Source organism: Endozoicomonas sp. ALC020 (genome assembly GCF_049275935.1).
Lineage (GTDB): Bacteria > Pseudomonadota > Gammaproteobacteria > Pseudomonadales > Endozoicomonadaceae > Endozoicomonas_A.
This window is the reverse complement of sequence record NZ_CP184830.1, coordinates 3,393,160-3,414,019: the sequence shown is the minus strand read 5'-3', so window position 1 is coordinate 3,414,019 and position 20,860 is coordinate 3,393,160. Positions and strand designations below refer to the sequence as shown.

Here is a 20,860-nt window from a genome sequence, read left to right as displayed (position 1 = left end):
TCTTCTTCTCTGTAAACCAGAACGCAGTGATAGTATTATTAAACACTCATTTGCGGCATCGATGTTGCTGTTAGCGTTGCTGCCTGTCATCGGCCAGGCCGAATCGTTGAAAAAATGTTTTACTGTCGAATTTCAACAGAGCAAAGGTCTTCCAAGCCAGAGCTTTTTTATAGAACCAGACAAAAGTACATGGTCGGATAACCCGTCAGACTTTGCTGAAACAAGCAGCTATGCAAGACCAGATTTATCAACGGATAGTATACGACACAAAAATAACAGTTACAGAGTAAAAACAACAATCATTGAGTCGATTTCCTGGCAACGGCTTTATGCCACTAACCTGCTGGTTGCTTACGAACTGACCCTGACCACCAGATGCACACCGCCGACCCCCACCGCTTATTCATGGTTACTGATAGAAACGGTTCTCGCTGTCGACTGGATGTTAAAAAGTGTTTGGAACCCCGATTCACCTCTGTTTAAACCAATTGAACTACAGCCGTCATCTATATTGACACAGGGGGGGCACATATTTGCGATCACCACTGTGGAGCCAGGCTCTGGACAAGGGCAACAACAAGGCCAGCTATCACAATTAGCTGACCAACAGACCAAACAGCCAACCCGCCAAACTGCAAGCGCTATGAGCCACGCCCTCTATTCCTGCCCCGGCGATGGTAATGGAGACTCTAAACAACACTCACATACTCTGGGTTTAGATTGTTTCGTCCATCCCTGTCATGGCGTTTGCAGGCTACGAACTTCATCCGATCCTACACATTCAATGACTACAGGGACTGCATGTGCTGACCCTGTAGTGTCACTGAGAGATGAAGTTCCAACGCCCGGGAATTTGCCTGCCAGCACTGAAGATCTGATTATAGTCGAGGGGTTACTCAGTCTGAGTAAATACAAACCTCACGAAGAAACCGAAATTTCCTTTACACCTGTCCATATCACATTCCCAATGGCGATTTCAGCAACCCGACAAACAACAGGATCACCCCAATGGGACCAAAGCCCGCCTCGTCTTTCCCGGACAGGCACCAGACAAGTCACTGACCACAGCGGGAATCGAACCTGTTACGAGACCCTGTCGGGGGATAATGGTCAGCAGCGACCATGTGGTAAAATCTGCAAAAGTACTTCGGCCCTGAAGGTTCACAAAAGCAGATACCATAGCGGGAAAAGAAGCTGTTACACGGCCGTGGTTGGAGAGGATGGTGGAAAGCGACAATGCGGAAAGATCTGCATCAATGCTCAAGCACTGTGGGAGCACAAAAAAAGAGACCACAGCGAGCGACAAATCTGTGACGTAACAGTGGTCAAAAAGGATGGCAAGCAGGGACCATGCGGGAAGATCTACAAGAATGTTCCTACCCTGTCGATACACAAAAGCAGATACCATACCGGGCAAAGAACCTGTCAGTTGACAATAGTCAGGGAGGATGGCCAGCAGCGGTCATGCGGAAAGGTCTGCAACAATCTTCAAGCCCTCACGGATCACAAAAAAAGAGACCATACCGGGCGACAAACCTGTGACTCAAGAGTGGTCAAAATGGATGGCCAGCAGCGACTATGCGGGAAGGTCTGCCAGAATGCTCGCACCCTTCTGGATCACAAAAGAAACACCCACAGCGGGCCAAAAACCTGCGACTTAACAGTGGTAGGACAGGATGGCCCGCCGCAGCAATGCGGAAAAATCTTTAAGAGTTCCCAGGCCCTGTCAACTCACAAAAGCAGATTCCACAGCGGGCGAAAGAGCTGCGACTCGACCGTGGTTGGGGAAGATGGCCAGTCACAGCCATGCGGGAAGGTCTGCATAAGTGCTAAAGCTCTCTCGAATCCTGAAAGAATACATCGAAAACGCAAGCCTGATGATGTGAACCAGGATGATGACCTCAGTGCTCCAGGAGGTAAAACCAAAAGGTAATGATCACTACAAGAATTTTTTTACAAAAAAATATCTTTATTTTCCTGATCTATCCTTGCTTTCTGTAAACCAGAACACAAGGATAGAATTATTAAACACTCACTCTTTGCGGCATCAATGTTGCTGCTACTGTTGTTATCTGTCATCGCTCAGGCCGAATCGTTAACAAGGGGTTTTGTCGTCGAGCTTCAACAGGATCCTGGCTCTCCAAACCAGAGTTTTTTTATAAACTCAGACCCGCTTACATTGTCGGGCAAACCGTCAGTCATCACCAAAAGCTATTCAGGATCAGATTTTCCACCTTATGACAAACGACAAAGACCTGACAGTAACAGGGTAAAAACACCCCTTATCGAGTCCATTTTCTGGCAATGGCTTTACGCCACTGATCTGCTGGTTACCTACGAACTGACCCGGGCCACCAGAGGTACAGCACTGAGCCCCACTCCTTATTCATGGCTACTGATAGAAATGGCTGTCGCTGTCGGCTGGTTTTTACAAAGTTATTGGAACCCCGATTCATTGCTGTTTAAACCATTTGGTATACATATGTCGTTTATATTGACATTGGAAGATCACAGGTTTGTGATCACCACCATGGTGCCTGGCTCTGAACAACAGCAACAACAAGGCCAGCTATCACAATCAACTGGCAAACAGGCCCCACAAGCCAGCAGCCAACCTGCAAGCGCTTTCAACAGTCCCCTGTATTCTGGCTCTGCCGACGGTAACGGAGACTCTCAACAACAGTCACATACTTTGGGTTTAAATTGTTTCGTCCATCCCTGTCATGGTGTTTGCAAGTTCCGATCATTATCGGATCATACCTATTCAATGAGTGCATGGACTGCTTGTGCTGACCCTATCGGACCACCCGGTAATAAAGCAACAATACCCGGGAATTTGCCTGCCAGCGCTAATGACTGGATTATAATCCAGGGGCTTCTCATTCTGGGTCAGCACGGAACTGACAATGAAAACGAAATTTCCTCTACACCTGCTCACTTTACCCCCTTAATGGTGACTTCAGAAACACAACAAACCGCTACAGAAACACCTCAATGGGGTCAAAGGCCACCTGGTCTTTCCCGGACAGTCACCGGGCAGGCCACTGAACAAAGCGAGAAACTAATCTGTGACCTGACCCTGTGCGTTGAGAATGGTCAGCAGCGATCATGTGGAAAGTTCTACAGGAATGCTCATGCCCTGTCACTTCACAAAAACGGATACCACACTGGGCATAGAACCTGTGACGTGACTGTGGTCGGGGAAGATGGTAAGGAACGATCATGCGGAACATTCTGCAACAATGCTGCTGCCCTGACGAGGCACAAACAAAAAGAGCACTCCGGGCAACAAATCTGTGACACAACAGTGGTCAGGAAGGATGGTCGGCAGCGACCTTGCGGGAAGGTCTGCAAGAACGCCATAGCTCTGTCGAAACACAAAAGACACATCCACAGCGGACAAAGAACCTGTGTCATAAAAGTAGTCAGGGAGAACGGGCAACAGCAGCCATGCGGGAAGGTCTGCAAGAATGTACAAGCCCTGTTGGCTCACAAAATAAACAACCATAGCGAGCAAAAAACCTGTGACCTGACCGTGATCGGGGAGGATGGTCAGCAGCGGCCATGCGCAAAGGTCTGCAAGAATGGTCAATTACTTTTGTATCACAAAAGAAGCCTCCACACCGGGCAACAAACCTGTGACCTGACTGTGATCGGCGAGCATCACCAGCCGCAGCCATGTGGAAAGGTCTGTAGTAGTACTCAAGCCCTATTAATACATAAAAGCAGATTCCATACCAGGCAAAGGACCTGTCAGGTAAAAATAGTCGGGGAGGATGGTCAGTCACGACCATGCGCGACGCTCTGCAAGGGTATTGGAGCACTTTCGGATCACAAAAGAAGAGACCACACCGGAAAACTAACCTGCAACGTGATCCTGGTTCCAGAGGATGGCCAGCCGCAGCAATGCGGGAAGGTCTGCATAAGTGCTAAAGCTCTCTCAAATCACAAAAGAACACATAGAAAACGCAAACCTGTTGGTGGAAACCAGGATGTTGAAATCATTGCTCCAAAAGGCAAAGCCAACAGGTAAAGATCCTTAACAGGAGGTATTTGGTAAGGAAACACCTTGATTTTCTTGATCTATCCTTCCTCTCTGAATACCAGAACGCAGGGATAGAATTATTAAACATTCACTCTTTGCAGCACCAATGTTGCTGCTACTGTTGTTATCTGTCATCGGTCAGGCCGAACCGTTAACAAGGGGTTTTGTCCTCGAGCTTCAACAGGATCCTGGCTCTCCAAACCAGAGTTTTTTTATAAACTCAGACCCGCTTATATTGTCGGGCAAACCGTCAGTCATCACCAAAAGCTATTCAGGATCAGATTTTCCACCTTATGACAAACGACAAAGACCTAACAGTAACAGGGTAAAAACACCCCTTATCGAGTCCATTTTCTGGCAATGGCTTTACGCCACTGATCTGCTGGTTACCTACGAACTGACCCGGGCCACCAGAGGTACAGCACTGAGCCCCACTGCTTATTCATGGCTACTGATAGAAATGGCTGTCGCTGTCGGCTGGTTTTTACAAAGTTATTGGAACCCCGATTCATTGCTGTTTAAACCATTTGGTATACATATGTCGTTTATATTGACATTGGAAGATCACAGGTTTGTGATCACCACCATGGTGCCTGGCTCTGAACAACAGCAACAACAAGGCCAGCTATCACAATCAACTGGCAAACAGGCCCCACAAGCCAGCAGCCAACCTGCAAGCGCTTTCAACAGTCCCCTGTATTCTGGCTCTGCCGACGGTAACGGAGACTCTCAACAACAGTCACATACTTTGGGTTTAAATTGTTTCGTCCATCCCTGTCATGGTGTTTGCAAGTTCCGATCATTATCGGATCATACCTATTCAATGAGTGCATGGACTGCTTGTGCTGACCCTATCGGACCACCCGGTAATAAAGCAACAATACCCGGGAATTTGCCTGCCAGCGCTAATGACTGGATTATAATCCAGGGGCTTCTCATTCTGGGTCAGCACGGAACTGACAATGAAAACGAAATTTCCTCTACACCTGCTCACTTTACCCCCTTAATGGTGACTTCAGAAACACAACAAACCGCTACAGAAACACCTCAATGGGGTCAAAGGCCACCTGGTCTTTCCCGGACAGTCACCGGGCAGGCCACTGAACAAAGCGAGAAACTAATCTGTGACCTGACCCTGTCCGGTGAGAATGCTCAACAGCGACGATGCGGAAAGGTCTGCAAGACTTCTCATGCCCTGTCGCTTCACAAAAGCAGATACCACAGCGGGCACAGAACCTGTGCCGTGACTGTGGTCGGGGAGGATGGTAAAGAGCGATCATGCGGAAAAGTCTGCAACAATGCTAACGCCCTGACGAAGCACAAACGAAAAGATCACTCCGGGCAACAAATCTGTGACACATCAGTGGTCAGGAAGGATGGTCGGCAGCGACCTTGCGGGAAGGTCTGCAAGAACGTAATAGCTCTGTCGGAACACAAAAGAAACATCCACAGCGGGCAAAAATCCTGTGACCTGACTGTTGCCGGTGAAGATAGCCAGCTGCGGCTATGCGGATTGGTCTGCAATAATACTCAAGCCTTGTCTTATCACAAAGTCAGAGAGCATCGCGGTCAACAAACCTGTAAGCTAATTATGGTCGGAGAGGATGGCCAGCAGAGGCCATGCGGGAAAATCTGTAAAAATGCCTATAGCCTGTCATATCACAAAAGAAAAGAGCACAGCGGGCAACAAACCTGTGAACTGACCCTTGTCGGGGAGGATGGCCAGCCACAGCCATGCGGGACGACCTGTAAAAATGCCCAAGCCCTGTATTATCACAAAATCAAAAACCACACCCGGCAACAAACCTGCAACGTGAATCTGGTCACGGAGGATGGTCTGAAGCGGCCATGTGGGACGACCTGTAATAATGCCCTGGCCCTGTCATATCACAAAAGAAGAGACCACACCGGGCAACAGACCTGCAACGCGATTCTGGTCACGGAGGATGGCCAGCTGCAGCCATGTGGGACGACCTGTAATAATGCCCTGGCCCTGTCATATCACAAAAGAAGAGACCACACCGGGCAGCAAACCTGCAACGTGGCCCTGATCTCAGAGGATAGCCAGCCAAAGCTATGCGGGAGGGTCTGCAAAAACGCTGATGCTCTCTCGAGTCACAAAAAAAGACATCGAAAACGCAAGCATGATGATGTGAACCAGGATGATGACCTCAGTGCTCCAAGAACTAAAACCAACAGGTATTGACATCCTCCCCGCCCTAAAGAGGGTGTCGCAAAACTTCAACAGCTCGTTCTCACGCTCTGAAGTCGTCATTCCCGCGAAGGCGGGAATCCAGCGCCAACGGTGGATCTCTGCCTTCTCGGGGGTGACAAGGCCAGGGGGACACCGGGCAGTATGGTTCTGGTGGAGAGTCAGTGTGGATTCCCGCCTTCGCGGGAATGACGAGAATGAAGCCGGGAATGACGAGAATGAAGCCGGGAATGACGAGAATGAAGCCGGGAATGACGAGAATGAAGCCGGGAATGACGAGAATGAAGCCGACAATGACGAGAATGAAGCCGACAATGACGGGAGTCAACGCGTTCCCACGCCGGAGAGAGTTTTGCGACACCCTCTAAAGGACGGGGATTCCTACCACCAGACGGTCATGCCCGACCGCAGTGTATACCTTACCCAGTAGCGGCATACACCTTATTCGACAATCTGCTCTACCTTTCGGATTGTCTAGGCGACCCCGTTAACAAACACGGGCAGAAAGCGGAAGGTATTTTACTTCTCCTGTCAGGTAGCGTAATCGCAAAAAACACCTGACGGATAGCAAAGTAGCACAAGGGGCTTGCTTTGCAAGCCGAGCTTACATCCCCGTCCTCAAGAGGGTGTCGCAAAAGGGTATGGTCAGCAGGATATATCAAGATCGTCGTTCCCGCGCAGGCGGGAACCCACCACGAACAGTGGATCTCCGCCTTCGCGGAGATGACGGTTTGAAGCTTGAAGCGTTTTAATTGACCTTTTGCGACACCCTCTCAAAGTACGGGGTTTTACGCTCATTCGATAAGATATCGTCCGGTGCGGCCTCTGGTTTTTAACTGTGTTTTTTAACAAAGTGTCTTCGACAGAAAAACATACTTATATTCTTGATCTATCTTTCCTCTCTGTATATTGGAATGCAAGGATAGAATTATTAAACTCTCACTCTTTGCAGCACTGCTAATACTGCTAATATTGTCCTCTTTTGTCTGTCAGGCCGAACCATGGTCAGGAAGCTATATTGCTGAGTTTGAACAGGATGCAATTTCGCCAAACTGGAGTTTTTCCATTAAAAGTGACCTGCAAACATTGCCGGACAACCCGTTATATATTTCTGATACAAACGGCTATACAGGACCCGATTCGCCGCCTGATGACAAACGACAAGTAGCAGGTGGTTACGAGGTAAAAACGACCATCATTGAGTTAATTTCATGGCAGTACCTTTACGTTTCTCATCTAACAGTTGCTTACAAACTGATCCTGACCACCACCCCTTTGAGCTCCAAACTATATTCATGGCTACCTCTAGAATTAGCTGTCGTTGTCGGCTGGCTTTTAAAAAACTATTGGAGCCCCTATTCACAGCTGTTTAACCCGTTCGAACAACAGGCGGCAGTTATTTTGACACAGGGCGACTACCCGTTGGCAAACATCACTATTATGTTTGGCTCTGGACATAACCCTCCACAATACCAGCCGTCAGAATCATCTGGTCAGCGAGCCCCACAAACCTCCACCCAACCTACAGGCAATTTAACTGAACTCCTGCATTCTGGCTCTTTTGACGGCAACGGAGACCCTCAACAACTCCATCATACTCTGAGTTTGAATTGTTTTCTCTCTCCCTGTCATGGTGTTTGTGAATTTCGATCATCATCTGATAACCTCGGGCCTGCTGAATGGTGGCCCAACCCCGACGAAAGCCCGACAAGATACGCAAGAGTAGCACCCGGACAAAGTGCATGCCCCCATTTGGCTGATGGATACTGCTTTATTTGCATCAGTCAATTGGCTCCTTTAGATACTATAAATCCCCTACAAAGTTCACTATTCATAACAGCGAATGATTCCCCTGCCATTGAACCTCAAAACGACTATGGTCAACTGGTTAAGCCAGATACAAATCAGTCACAGATGCATGGCGCTGATAGCAGCCCTGCCAATAGCTACAACTTTACAGACGAACTTACCTCAGACTCAGTAACTATCGTGACGACCAATATCCCCCCCGCCGACAGGCAACTAATCTGTGACGTAACCATAACCGGGAAGGATGGCCAGCCGGTGACATGTGGAGTCATCTCCAAGAGGAAAAAGGCACTGTCAGTTCACAAAAGCAAATACCACTCCGGGCAAAAAGCCTGTGACGTGACCCTGGTTGGGGAGGATGGCCGTCGGCGGCCATGCGGGAGGCTCTGCAAGCATGCTGAAGACCTCTCGGATCACAAAAGAAGAGAGCACACCCTGCAACAAACCTGTTATGTCACCGTGATCGGTGTGGATGGTCTGCTGCGGACATGTGGGGCCATTTGTAAGAATGCCAAGTCTATGTCAGATCACAAAAGCAAAAACCACTCAGGGCAAAAAGCCTGTCAGGTCATGGTGATCGGGGACGACAGCCAGCTGCGGCCATGCGGGTTGGTCTTCAAATGTTTGAGAGCCCTGTCAGATCACAAAAGAAAAGAGCACAGCGGTGAAAAAATCTGTAATCTGACTCTGATCAGTGAAGATGGCCAACCGCAGCCATGTGCGTTTCCCTGCAAAAATGCCAAAGCTTTTGCAAATCACAAAACCAGATTCCATAGCACTGAGCACAACTGTGACTTTACAGTGTCCGACGAAGACGGCCAGCAGCGACCATGCGAAAAATTCTTCAAAAATAGTAAAGCCCTGAAGAGTCACAAGAGAAACGTTCACAGCAATCAACAAATCTGTGACGAAACCGTTATCGGGCAGGATGGCCAGCTGCGGCCCTGCGAAATGGTGTGCAAGAATCTTCTAGCCCTGAAATACCACAATAAAAAAGACCATAGCGGGCAACAAATATGTAAGGTTGGCGTGTTCACAAAGGATGGCCAGCAGCGGTCATGTGGATTTGTCTGTAAGAATACTCAAGCCCTTCGGTATCACAAATACAGAGACCACACAGGGCAACAAACCTGCAGTGCAATAGTGTTCGCAGAAGATGGTCAGAAACGGCCATGTGGAAAGGTCTGCAAGAACGCTCAATCCCTGCGAAATCACCACAGAAGCGACCACACCAAACCAAAAGTTTGTTTCTATGAAGTCGTTGGCGAACAGAGTCAGCGCCAGTCATGCGGGAGGGTTTGCAAAAGTGCTATAGACCTTGTAAATCACAAAAGAACAGCCCACAGTGGGCAGGCGATATGTGACGCAAATATAGTTGGCAAGGATGGCCAGCAGCGGCTATGCGGAAGGACCTTCAATAATATTCAAAACCTTTCGGTGCACAAAAGCAGATTCCACGGCACGCAAAAAATCTGTTACTCGACAGTGGTCGGAGAGGATGGCCAGCCGCGACCATGCGGAAAGACATTAAAAAATTCTAAAGGCCTGTCGAATCACCGAATGAAAGAACATTCCGGAGAACAAACCTGCAAAATAGCAGTACACGGGGAGGATGGTCAGCCGAGTCCATGTGGAAAGGTCTGTAAGAATGCTATGGCCCTGTCTTATCACAAAAGAGTACATCGAAAACGCAAGCCTGATGATGGGGACAAGTAAATATCTCCATCTTATCCCTACCCTGTCATTCTTTTGACCTACTTTCCTATCTGTATACGAGAAAGTAAGGATAGAATCATTAAACACTCTCTCTATCTGACCCTGCTATTGCTTTCATTGTCTGTCGTCTGTCAGGCCAAACCGTTGACAAGTCGTTTTATAGTTGAGCTTCAACAAAGCACAGGTTATCCAAACCAGAACTTTTCTATGAGGCGAGACCTGAATACATCGTCGGGGAACCCGTCACAGAGAACGTATGATTACGAGGTGAAAACAACCATTATTGAGTCGATTTCGTGGCAATTGCGCTATGCCACGAATCTGCTGATTGCATACCAACTGATCCTGATCTCCAAGTACTCTCCCGCATGCACCATGTCTCATTTGTGGCTATCTCTGGACGCCATTGTGATTGTCAATTGGCTTTTGAAAAGCAGTTGGAACCCCGATTCACCGCTGTTTAATCCGATTGAACAACAGGTGACATCTATGTTGGCACAGAGGAGTCAACCGTTTGCGATCATGAAAATGATTTTTGGCTCCGAGCATCACCAACAACCCTACCAGCCATCAAAATCATCGGAGCAGCACGCCCCGGAAGCCACCAGGCACTCTGAAGGCTCTGTCATTAGCCCTCTGCAACCTGGCTCTGGCGGCGGTGGCGAAGGCCCTCAACAACATTTGCACACTTTAGGTTTAAATTGTTTTGTTTATCCCTGTAATGGAATTTGTCAATTCCGACTGTCACCCGATAATACCGGGACCGCTGAGTTACACTGTGAGCGGCCCTTCATGCCAATACAGATTCCAGAGACAATAACAGGAATGCAAATCTCTCAAACAGAAGCATCACCCGAACAAGGCTTATGCCCACATTTGACTCAAGGATACTGTTTTCATTGCATGATTGAGTCTGATTCTTCAGAAGCTATACTTCGCGAACAAAACCAGCTTACAGAAATATTGAATAATTTCCCTGATGATATTCAGCTCCTGTGCGATTCTGATGAACTATTTCAGCCATATGATATTGATGGCAGCCCTCTGGGAGGATTGACCATAGACTCAATAAGCGCTGAGGCAGCCTGTGCAAACGATCCTGCCGGGCGACCAACCTGCAACCTGGCACTGGCTGGGGTGGTTGACCAACTGAGACCTAACGGAAGAGTTTACAACAAAGTTCAATCCCTGACGTATCATAAAAAAAGAGCCCTCTCCGGTGAAATAACCTGTGAGGTGACTGTGGTCGGAAAGGATGGCCGACCACAGCCGTGCGGGAAACTCTGCAAAAATGCCCCATCTCTCTGGTCTCACAAAAGTAAAATCCACAGTGGGCAAAAAATCTGTGATGCGACCGTGGTCGGTGAGAATGGCCAGCCGGGTCCATGCAGGAAAGTCTGCAAGAATGCTGCAATTCTGGCGACTCACAAATACAAAACCCATGGAAGGCAAAAAAACTTTGAAATGACCATGATCGGGGAGAATGGCCAGCTGCGTCCACGCAAGAAGACCTTCAAGAATGTCAGAATCCTGAGGGATCACAAAAACAGAGAGCGCGAAAGGCAACAAATTTGTGATGTGACAGTGGTCGGAAAGGAAGATCAGCAGCAGCCATGCGGCAAGGCCTTTAAGACTATTAGAGTCCTTTTGGATCACAAAAGAAGAGATCACTCCGGGCAAAAAACCTGTGACGCGACCACGGTCGGGAAGGACGGCCAGCGGCAGCCATGCGGAAGAGTCTGCAAGAGTCAAAGAAGCCTGACGGATCACAAAAGAAGAGACCACACCGGGCAGAAAATCTGTCAGGTAACCGTGATCAGGGAAAATGGCCAGCTGCACCTATGCGGGAAAATCTGCAAGAGTGCTCAAGCCCTCTCAGAACACAAAAGAAGGGATCATACCGGACAGCAAATCTGTGACGAAACAGTGATCACAGAGGATGGCCAGCTGCAACCATGCGGAAAGACCTGCAAGAATGCTGAAGCCCTGACGAATCACAAAAGAATACATCGAAAGTACTAGGAGGCCGACCGAGAATAGCGCCCGTAGCGAGGACGGCAGAAAATTGAGGATGAAAATTCGGTTTTGTGAGGAGAATAGCGAGCTATTTGACGAACAAAAGCGGATTTTTAGACCAATTTGCTGCCGCCGCAGTAGGGCAGTCTATTCTCGGTCGGCCTCCTAGGAGCCTGTTGATGCAGACAAGGGGAAACGCCTCAGACTTCGAGAAAGTAAAATGAATAAGTAACGACAGAGCCGCTTTATGACGTTTACCTGGTCAAACTTTGATTTTTAACAAAAGGCCTTTAACAGAAAAACACCCTTATTTTCTTGATCTATCCTTCCTCTCTGTAAGCCAGAAAGCAGGGATAAAATTATTGAACACTCACTCTTTACGTTACTTCTGTTGCTGCCACTTTCATTGCCTGACACTGGCCAGACCGGACCATTGTCAGAACCTTATATTGTGGAGTTTCAACAAAGCTCAGGCTCTCCAAGTTACGACTTTTCCATGACACCAGATCGACACACATTATCGGTCAACTTGTCAGACAGTGACCAAACACACGACTATGCCGAATCAGGTTCACCACCGGATAACAAACGATACAGACCTGACGTTTACAGGATAAACACGGCCCTCTTTGTGTCGATTTCCTGGCAGTTTCTTTACGCCACGAATCTGCTGGTCGCTTACGAACTGACCCTGGGCAGCAGAGATGCCCCTCTAATCGCCCCCCCCTGTTCATGGTTACCTGTAGAAGCCGTTGTCAGTGTCGGTTGGCTTTTACAAAGCTATTGGAACCCGGATTTACCGCTGTTTAACCCGATCGCACGGCAGTCAACGTCTATGTTGACACGGGGGAATCCCCCGTATACTGCCATCACAATTACGTTCAGCTCCGGGGATAACCAACAGCAGCAACAGCAGCACCAACAATATCAATCATCAGAATCCTATGGCCAGCAAGCCCCACTGATATCTACCCACTCTGCAGGCTCTATCAGTGGCACTCTTTACTCTGGCTCTGGTGGCGGTGACGAAGACCCCGAACAACATCAACATACTTTAGATTTAAATTGTTACTTCAATTTCTGTCATGGCGTTTGTCAGCACCGACCCTCATTCGACAGCACAGAGTTCGCTGAATCGCCGCTGAATTTTACGGAGATTTCAATTGGCCACACAGGAGATATGCTCCAACAAAGCTTTTTATCTGATTTGTTGAATAGACACTGCCATAGTTGCATAGGTCATTTTAATTCTGTGAGCGCTACAGATTCTCAAGTTGAGCCGATTTTCGAAACATTGAATAATCTCTTTGACACTGAAATCCTGGGCTACGGGCAATCATCTCAGCTACAGACTCAGAACATGGATGACAAACTATTCAATAGCTTCAGTCTCTCAGAGTGGGCTGCCTCAGACGGGGTTAACTATACAACTGACGCCAGTGTGTCACTGAACGATGACGTGCAAATATCCGGGAATTTGCCTTCCACGGATAATGATTTTTTAGTCATCAATGGTTCACCCTCTGCACAGTGCCTTCTCGAACAGCACGAGGTTTTCCTTACAATGGGCCATTCAGAAACACAGCAGACAACCACTGAATCATCCCTTTTGGATCAGCGCCAACCTCATCTTTACCAGACAGCAACATTAACAAGCCTGTTGGATCAAAAAGGCAACAACCGTACCAGACAATCAACCTGCAAAGTAAACGTGATCGGGGAGGATGGCCAACATTGGCCATGCGGGAAGGTCTGCAAAGATAATCAAGCCCTGTCGAAACACAAAAGAAAAGACCACAGCGGACAACAAACCTGTGGTGTGACAGTCATCGGGGAAGACGGCCAGCCAAGGCCATGCGGGAAAGTCAGCAAGAATACTAAAGCCCTGTCATCTCACAAAAGCAGAGACCACTCCGGGCAAAAAACCTGTTACGTGACAGTCACCGGGGAGGATGGCCAGTTGCGGCCATGTGGAAGGGTCTTAATGAGCGCTCGAGGGCTGACAGATCACAAAATAAAAGACCACAGCAAGCAAAAAACCTGTGTCATGACAGTGATCCGTGAAGATGGTTCGCCAAAACCCTGCGGGGTCATCTGCAAAAACGCCAAAAGCTATTATGATCACAAAAGATTCGCCCACAGCGGGCCGAAAACCTGTGACTTACCCGTGGTCGGGAAGGATGGTCAGCCGCAGCCATGCGGGAAGATCTGCAACAATGCTCAAGCCTTGTCGATCCATAAACTCAGAACCCACAGCGGGAAAAAAACCTGTGAAGTGAAAATAGTCGCAGAGGATGGACAGCTGCAACCATGCGGAAAAGCCTGCAAGAATGCTGGTGCGCTGAATGAACACAAAAGAGCACATAGAAAACGCAAGCCTGTTGATGTTAAACCGGACAATGACTTGAGTCGTCAAGAAACTAAAGTGAACAAGTAACGATCTGACTCCAGTCCTGTCAGAAGCTTTTCAAGAGGAGGCCTTTGACGGAAAAACGTGCTTATTTTCTTGATCTATCCTTCCTATCTGTAGACCTGAACGCAGGGATAGAATTATTAAACACTCACTCTTTTCGGCATCGCTTTTTCTGCTACTGTCGCTGTCTGTCGTTTGTCAGGCAAGACCATGGACAGGACGTTTTACAGAACCGGATCAGCCGCCTGATTACGAACGCTACGGAGCGGGTTATCAGGCAAAAGCCACGATCATTGAGTCGGCTTCCTGGCAATGGCTTTACGCCAGTGACCTGCCGATTGCTTATGGTCTGATCCTGACCACCAACGACGCTTCTCTTCGCTCAACCCCTTATTCATGGCTACCTGTAAAAATGGTTGTTGCTGTCTGCTGGCTTTTAAAAAGCTATTGGAACTCCGATTTACGACTGTTTAACCTCATTGAACAAAAAAAGATGAGTCAAAATCCCCCGTTTGTGATCACCCTTATGATGCCTGGCCCTGGACATAACCAACAACGATACCCGCCATCAAAATCATCTGGCCAGCCAGCCCAACAAGCAATTAATCACCCTACAGGCTCTTTCATTAGCCCTCTGTATTATGGCTCTGGTGGCAGTAACGGAGGCTCTCAACATCATCAACATACTTTGGGTTTAAATTGTTTCGCCTATCCATGTCATGGTGTTTGCATATTCCTGTCATCATCCTTTAGCAGCGAGCCCGCCGAATGGCCGCTGAACTCTGAAGGCAGTTCGACAGACCAAACAGGATCACTCAATGATGATGTGACTAGGCCCGGGCAAATGTTTGTCAACGTTGATGACGTGGTTATAATCAACGGGCTACTCAAACTGCAAAGTCGGAGCCTTCCCGGAGCGACCGGGATTTCCTGTATGCTTACCCGCTCTTTCCCTCCGATGGAGACTTCAGAAACAAACCAGACAACAACAGAATCATCCCAATGGGATCAGAGCACACCTCATCTTTCCCAGTCACCCCCAACAGCAGTAGCTATATTCACGACATCAAACCAAAGAACCTCAAAAACGGGAACGCTTGGATTGACAGGAATTTCACCTTCGGATTGTCTTCCCTCCGAAGAAACTAGACATTGCCAACAAACCCTGTCGAATCACAAAAGAAGAGACCCCTGCGGGCAACGAATCTGTGTCATGACATTGGTCGGAGATGACGGTCAGCCGCATCCATGCGGGAAGGCCTTCAACAATGCTCAAGCCCTGTATGATCACAAAAAAAGAAGCCACACAGAGCAACAAACCTGTATCTTGACAGTGGTCGGAGAGGATGGTCAGCAGCGGCCATGCGGGAAAGCCTGCAAGAATGCTCGCGCTATGACGGACCACAAAAGAAGGGTTCACACCGGGCAAAAAACCTGTGAGGTAACCGTGGTCGGGGAGGATGGTCAGCAACAGCCATGTGGTATAGCCTGTAAAAATGTTAAAACCCTGTCGGATCACAAAATAAGACACCACACCGGGCAACAGACCTGTTACGTGCCCCTGGTTGAGGAGGATGGTCAGCAGCGGCCATGCAGGGCGGTATGCAAGAATGCCCGAGCCCTGACGGTTCACAAAAGCAGAGTGCACAGCGGGCAAAAAACCTGTGTCGTGTTATTAGTCGGAGAGGATGGTCAGCAACGACAATGCGGGAAGATCTGCAAGAATACTCAAGTCCTGATGGATCACAAGAGAAGAGACCACACCGGACAACAAAACTGTGAGCTGACTCTGCTCGGAGAGAATGGTCAGCAACGACAATGCGGAAAAGTCTGCAAGAATGCTCAAGCACTGAAGGATCACAAGAGAAGAGACCACACCGGACAAAAAATCTGTGACTTTACCGTGGTCGGGTTGAATGGAGTGAAGCAGCCATGCGGAAAAGTCTGCTGGAGTACCAGCGCTCTATCGAACCATAAAAGAGAACATCGAAAACGCAAACCTGTTGATGTAGATCAGGACGATTGATCTGCTACCCGCCATTTCATAAGGTTTTACCCGGTGCCATCTTTGGTCCAGGTTTTTTTACGGTAGTTCCCTGACAAAAAAGCACACCTATTTTCTTGATCTATCCTTCCACTCTGTAGACCAGAATGCAGGGATGGAATTATTAAACACTCACTTTTTGCAATACCTCTGTTGATGATACTCTCGTGTTTTGTTGTCTGTCAGGCTGATCCATGGACAGAACCGTTTATTATCAGGTTTGAACAAAATAAAGGTTCTCCACTACGGAACTTTTCTATAAAGCTTGACCGTCAAACATTGCCGGGAAGTCCCTCAGACATTGCCCACACAAATGGCTTTACAGAATCAGATTCTCTGCCTGATGAAAAACGACAAAGACCTGGTGATTATGGAGTAAAAAAGGCCATCATTGAGTCGATTTCATGGCAATGTCTTCACGCCAGTCATCTTCTGGTCGGTTATCAGCTGATCCTGACTAACAAAAACACACCTTCAGACTCCATCTCTTATTCATGGCTACCTGCAGAAGTGGTTGTCGCTATCGATTGGCTTTTAAAAAGCTATTGGAACCGGGACTCACCGCTGCTTAACCCGTTTGAACAACAGGAGGCGACATGTATGTTGACACAGAGGTACCAACCGTTTTCAGCCATCACTATGACGTTTGGCTCCAGAGATAATCAACAACAATATCAGCTATCAGAATCATCGGAACAGCCAGCTTCACAAGCCAGCCACCAGTCTACAGGCGATTTAAACAGTCTCCAGTACTCTAACTCTGGCGACGGTAACAAAAGTCCGGAACAAAACCTGCATACCTTGGGTTTAAATTGTTTTGTTCATCCCTGTCGTGGCGTATGTAAACTCCAACAATCATCCGATAGCAAGGAGCGAGCTGAATTACACTTTGGGGAGACCTCTGCCCCGATAAAGACTTCGGATGCAATGACAGAAAAACAAGCCGCTGAACCAGAAACAATACCCGGACAAAGACTGTTTACTCATTTGGAGAATAGACACTACCTCAGTTGCATAGGCCATTCTGATTCTGTAAAAGCTACACATTCCGAACAAAAATCACTGTTCAAACTATGGAATGATTTTTCTGACATTTACCCGCCATTTTATAGTGACCAATTATTTGAGCCACAGCCGCATGACATTAATGGTCATCTGGCCAATAGCATTAACTCTTTAGACGGAGTCGCCTCAGACGGGGTCGCCTCAGACGGGGTCGCCTCAGACGAGTTCACCTCAGACGAAGGCGCCCTGGAAGGAGCCTCCTTCGACGAGGTATCCATAGACTCAATGGGTACTGTGGCTGCTTTTAGCACATTCCCCGCCGGGTCACTCAACCATGAAATGTCAATATCCGGAAATTGGTCTTCCATCACTAATGAATTTTCGGTCATTGACAGTCCATTTGGACCAGATCGTTTTCTCGAAGAAAACATTTTTCCCCCTACATTTATCAAGTTCTCCCCCCTGAAAGGAGCTTCAGAAACACAACAAAACACCACTGAATCATCTCATTCGGTTCATAGCCAACCTCATCTTTCCTGGACAGGCGTAGAAGGGGCCGATAACAAAAGCAAAATCAACACCGGGCAAAAAACCTGCAACGTGAACGTGGTCGGGGAGGATGGCAAGCAGAGGCCTTGTGGATCAGTCTTCAAGAATGCTAAATCGCTGTCATCTCACAAGCACAGATACCACACCGAGCAAAGAATTTGTAACTTGACTGTAATCAGTAAGAAGGGGCAGAAACAGCCATGTGGGAAGATCTGCAAAAATACTGGAAGCCTGTTGGATCACAAAAATAGAGTCCACAGTGGGCAACAAACTTGCGGCCTGACCCTGGTCAGGGAAGACGGCCAGTCACAGCCATGCGGGGTGGTCTTAAAAAATGCAAATGCTCTGGCGAATCACAAAAAAAGAGACCACACCGGGCAACAAATCTGTCACGCAATAGTGACCGGGAAAGACGGCCAACAGCGACCATGCGGGAAGACCTGCAAGAATGTAAAGGCCTTCTACATTCACAAAAGCAATTACCACGGCGGGCAGCAAGCCTGTGGCTTGACGGCGGTCTCAGAAGATGGCCAACAGCGGCCATGCGGGATAGTCTGCAAGAATCCTCATGCCCTTGCGGTTCACAAAAGAATTGCCCACACCGGGCAACAAAGCTGTGATGCAAAAGTAGTCGGGAAAAATGGCCAACCAAGGCTATGTGGGATCATCTTCAAGAATTTCAATTCTTTGTCATCTCACAAATCGAGAATCCACAGCGGGCATCAAACCTGTGACGTGACCGTCGTCGGCAAGGATGGTCGGCCGGGACCATGCGGGAAGATCTGCAAGAATGCTGGCGTCCTGTCGAATCACAAAATAAAACATCGAAAACGCAAGCCTGTTGATATGGACCAGGACAATGACCCCGATCATCCATCAGGTAAAGAGAAAAAGTAACGACCAGTAAAGCGTTTCAATGAAGTTTCACCCGTTACAACCTTTGGTTTTTAACAAAGTTTATTTAACAGTGGGTCTTTAAAGGAAATTCTTTGACAGAAAAGCACGCTCATTTTCTTGATCTATCCTTCCTCTCTGAAGACCAGAATGCAAGGATAGAATTATTAAATGCTCACTGTTTGCAATGACTCTTTTGATATCACTGTCGTTTTTTGTTGTCTGTCAGGCTGATCCATGGACAGGACGATTTATTATCGAGTTTGAACTAAATTCAGGTTTTCCAAACCGCAGCTTTTCTGACCAACACAGATTACCGGTCAACCCATCAGACATCGCCGAAAAAAAAGACTATACGGAATCCGATTCGCTTTCTGATATCAAGCGACAGCAAACTTACATTTGCAGAGAAAAAACGACCTTCATCAAGTTCATTTCGTGGCAATGGCTTTACGCCACTCACCTGATGGTTGCTTATGGGCTGACCCTGAGCACCAGATATGCTCCTTCAAGCTTCATTTGTTACTCATGGCTACCTGTAGAAGTGATTGTCGCTGGCGGCTGGCTTTTAAAAAGCTATTGGAAACCGGATTCATCGCCGTTTTATCCTTTTGCACGACAAGTGTTATCTATATTGACACAGGAGGATCAATGTTTGGCGATCATCACCATGATGCCTGGCTATGGACGTAACCAACAACAAGGTCAACCATCAGGATCATCTGACCAGCAAGCCCCCCAAACATATACTCATCCTTTAGTCCATCTGACCAGTCTTTTGTTTTCCAACTTTGGCGATGGTAACCAGGGCCCTCAACAACACCAACATACGTTGGATTCGAATTGTTTCATCCATCCCTGTCATGGCCTATGCAGATTCCGACCATTGTCCGATTCGTCCAACAACGGAACTCTGAACTCCTTACAGAGTTCGACTGGGCACACAGAGGCAACACCCAGACAAGACTCATGCCCGCATTTTGCCGATACAACCGCCTCTGCCGGGAAAGTAGTCTGCAATGTGATTATGGTCAGGCAGGATGGCCAGCTAAGGCAATGCGGGACGGCCGTTAAGAATGCCAAAGCCCTCATGTCTCACAAAAGCGGATACCATACCGGGAAAAAAAACTGTGACATGCCCCTGATCGGTGAGGATGGCAGGCAGCGACCATGCGGGAAGCTCTGTAAGAATGCTCACGCCCTGTCATGTCATAAAAACAGATACCACTGCGGGCAAAAAACCTGTGATGTGAATCTGGTCGGTGAGAATGGCCAGTTGCAGCCATGCGGGAAGGCCTGCATTAATTCTAAAACCCTGAAAGAACACAAAAGAAGAGACCACAGCATGCAACAAACCTGTGTCGCGATCATGGTCGGGGAGGATGACCAGCAGCGGCCATGCGGGAAGACTTTCAAGAATATAGAAACCCTCTACTCTCACAAGAGCAAATACCACAGCGGGCAAAGAGCCTGTGACGAAACAGTAGTCGGAAAGAATGGCCAACAGCAGCGATGCGGGAAGACCTTCAAGAATGCACAAACCCTCTACACTCACAAAAACAATTACCACAGCGAGCAGCAAACCTGTTGCCTGACCGTGGTCGGGGAGGATGGGCAGGAGCAACAATGCAGCAAGGTCTGCAGGAATGCTAAAGCCCTCTCGAATCACAAAAGAAGAGACCATACAGGACAACAAACCTGTGATAAAACCCTGGTCTCAGAAGATGGCCAACAGCGACCATGCGCAAAGGTCTGCAGGAATTTTGGAGCCCTGCAGGCTCACAAAAGAAGAGCCCACACCGGTCTACAAACCTGCGACACTACACTAATCGGAAAGGATGGCCAAGCAAGACCCTGCGGGGTAAATTTCAAAAATCTTCAATCTCTTTTATCTCACAAAAACAGATACCACACTCGGGAAAAAACCTGTGACATGACCGTCGTCGGGAAGAATGGCCTGCAGCGCCCATGCAGGAAGGTCTGCAAGAATGCAGGATCCCTGTCGGATCACAAAAGAAGACATCGAAAACGCAAGCCTGTTGATGTGGACCAGGGCGATGACCTCAGTCATCCAGAAAGTAAAAAGAAAAAGTAACGACCAGTACATGGCTTCAATTAGGTTTACCGGGTGCAAGCTTATTTTCTTGGGCTATCCTT

The 20,860-nt window shown here is 48.1% G+C and carries 10 protein-coding genes; 9 read left to right on the top strand and 1 reads right to left on the bottom strand.

Annotation, left to right across the window (positions count from 1 at the left end):
* Positions 1 to 61: 61 nt before the first annotated feature.
* The 3 genes from ACOJUO_RS12745 (at position 62) to ACOJUO_RS12735 (ending at position 6,251) form a co-directional block, all read left to right on the top strand.
* Positions 62 to 1,933 carry a hypothetical protein gene (locus tag ACOJUO_RS12745; RefSeq protein WP_422140006.1) on the top strand — a complete coding sequence of 624 codons (1,872 nt, stop codon included), beginning with the start codon at positions 62 to 64 and terminating at the stop codon, positions 1,931 to 1,933.
* 117 nt (positions 1,934 to 2,050) lie between these two features.
* On the top strand, positions 2,051 to 4,033 hold the full coding sequence (locus tag ACOJUO_RS12740) for a hypothetical protein (RefSeq protein WP_422132387.1): 1,983 nt from the start codon (positions 2,051 to 2,053) through the stop codon (positions 4,031 to 4,033).
* Positions 4,034 to 4,151: 118 nt separating this feature from the next.
* On the top strand, positions 4,152 to 6,251 hold the full coding sequence (locus tag ACOJUO_RS12735) for a hypothetical protein (RefSeq protein ID WP_422140005.1): 2,100 nt from the start codon (positions 4,152 to 4,154) through the stop codon (positions 6,249 to 6,251).
* Between the two features lie 49 nt (positions 6,252 to 6,300).
* Here the strand turns inward: ACOJUO_RS12735 and ACOJUO_RS12730 are convergent, their stop codons facing one another.
* Positions 6,301 to 6,585, bottom strand: a complete 285-nt coding sequence (locus tag ACOJUO_RS12730) for a hypothetical protein (RefSeq protein ID WP_422140004.1) — start codon at positions 6,583 to 6,585, stop codon at positions 6,301 to 6,303.
* A 644-nt stretch (positions 6,586 to 7,229) separates the two neighbouring features.
* Between ACOJUO_RS12730 and ACOJUO_RS12725 the strand changes: the two genes are divergently transcribed.
* The 6 genes from ACOJUO_RS12725 to ACOJUO_RS12700 all read left to right on the top strand — a co-directional run bounded on the left by ACOJUO_RS12725 (position 7,230) and on the right by ACOJUO_RS12700 (position 20,798).
* Entirely contained in the window at positions 7,230 to 9,782 is a 2,553-nt protein-coding gene (locus ACOJUO_RS12725) for a hypothetical protein (RefSeq protein ID WP_422140003.1), read from the top strand.
* Between the two features lie 267 nt (positions 9,783 to 10,049).
* The gene (locus ACOJUO_RS12720; RefSeq protein ID WP_422140002.1) at positions 10,050 to 11,804 is read left to right on the top strand and encodes a hypothetical protein; all 1,755 of its coding nucleotides are present in this window, start codon (positions 10,050 to 10,052) and stop codon (positions 11,802 to 11,804) included.
* 385 nt (positions 11,805 to 12,189) lie between these two features.
* On the top strand, positions 12,190 to 14,235 hold the full coding sequence (locus tag ACOJUO_RS12715) for a hypothetical protein (protein ID WP_422132381.1): 2,046 nt from the start codon (positions 12,190 to 12,192) through the stop codon (positions 14,233 to 14,235).
* A gap of 469 nt (positions 14,236 to 14,704) precedes the next feature.
* Entirely contained in the window at positions 14,705 to 16,237 is a 1,533-nt protein-coding gene (locus tag ACOJUO_RS12710) for a hypothetical protein (RefSeq protein WP_422140001.1), read from the top strand.
* Between the two features lie 174 nt (positions 16,238 to 16,411).
* Positions 16,412 to 18,706, top strand: coding sequence for a hypothetical protein (locus ACOJUO_RS12705; protein WP_422140000.1), 2,295 nt, complete (start codon positions 16,412 to 16,414; stop codon positions 18,704 to 18,706).
* Between the two features lie 184 nt (positions 18,707 to 18,890).
* Positions 18,891 to 20,798 (top strand): hypothetical protein, encoded by a 1,908-nt coding sequence (locus ACOJUO_RS12700; protein ID WP_422139999.1) that lies wholly within the window; start codon positions 18,891 to 18,893, stop codon positions 20,796 to 20,798.
* Positions 20,799 to 20,860: the final 62 nt, after the last annotated feature.

Coding starts and splice junctions, on each gene's coding strand:
- ACOJUO_RS12745 (WP_422140006.1), top strand. CDS start 62: ATGTTGCTGTTAGCGTTGCTGCCTGTCATCGGCCAGGCCGAATCGTTG.
- ACOJUO_RS12740 (WP_422132387.1), top strand. CDS start 2,051: ATGTTGCTGCTACTGTTGTTATCTGTCATCGCTCAGGCCGAATCGTTA.
- ACOJUO_RS12735 (WP_422140005.1), top strand. CDS start 4,152: ATGTTGCTGCTACTGTTGTTATCTGTCATCGGTCAGGCCGAACCGTTA.
- ACOJUO_RS12710 (WP_422140001.1), top strand. CDS start 14,705: ATGAGTCAAAATCCCCCGTTTGTGATCACCCTTATGATGCCTGGCCCT.
- ACOJUO_RS12705 (WP_422140000.1), top strand. CDS start 16,412: ATGATACTCTCGTGTTTTGTTGTCTGTCAGGCTGATCCATGGACAGAA.
- ACOJUO_RS12700 (WP_422139999.1), top strand. CDS start 18,891: ATGACTCTTTTGATATCACTGTCGTTTTTTGTTGTCTGTCAGGCTGAT.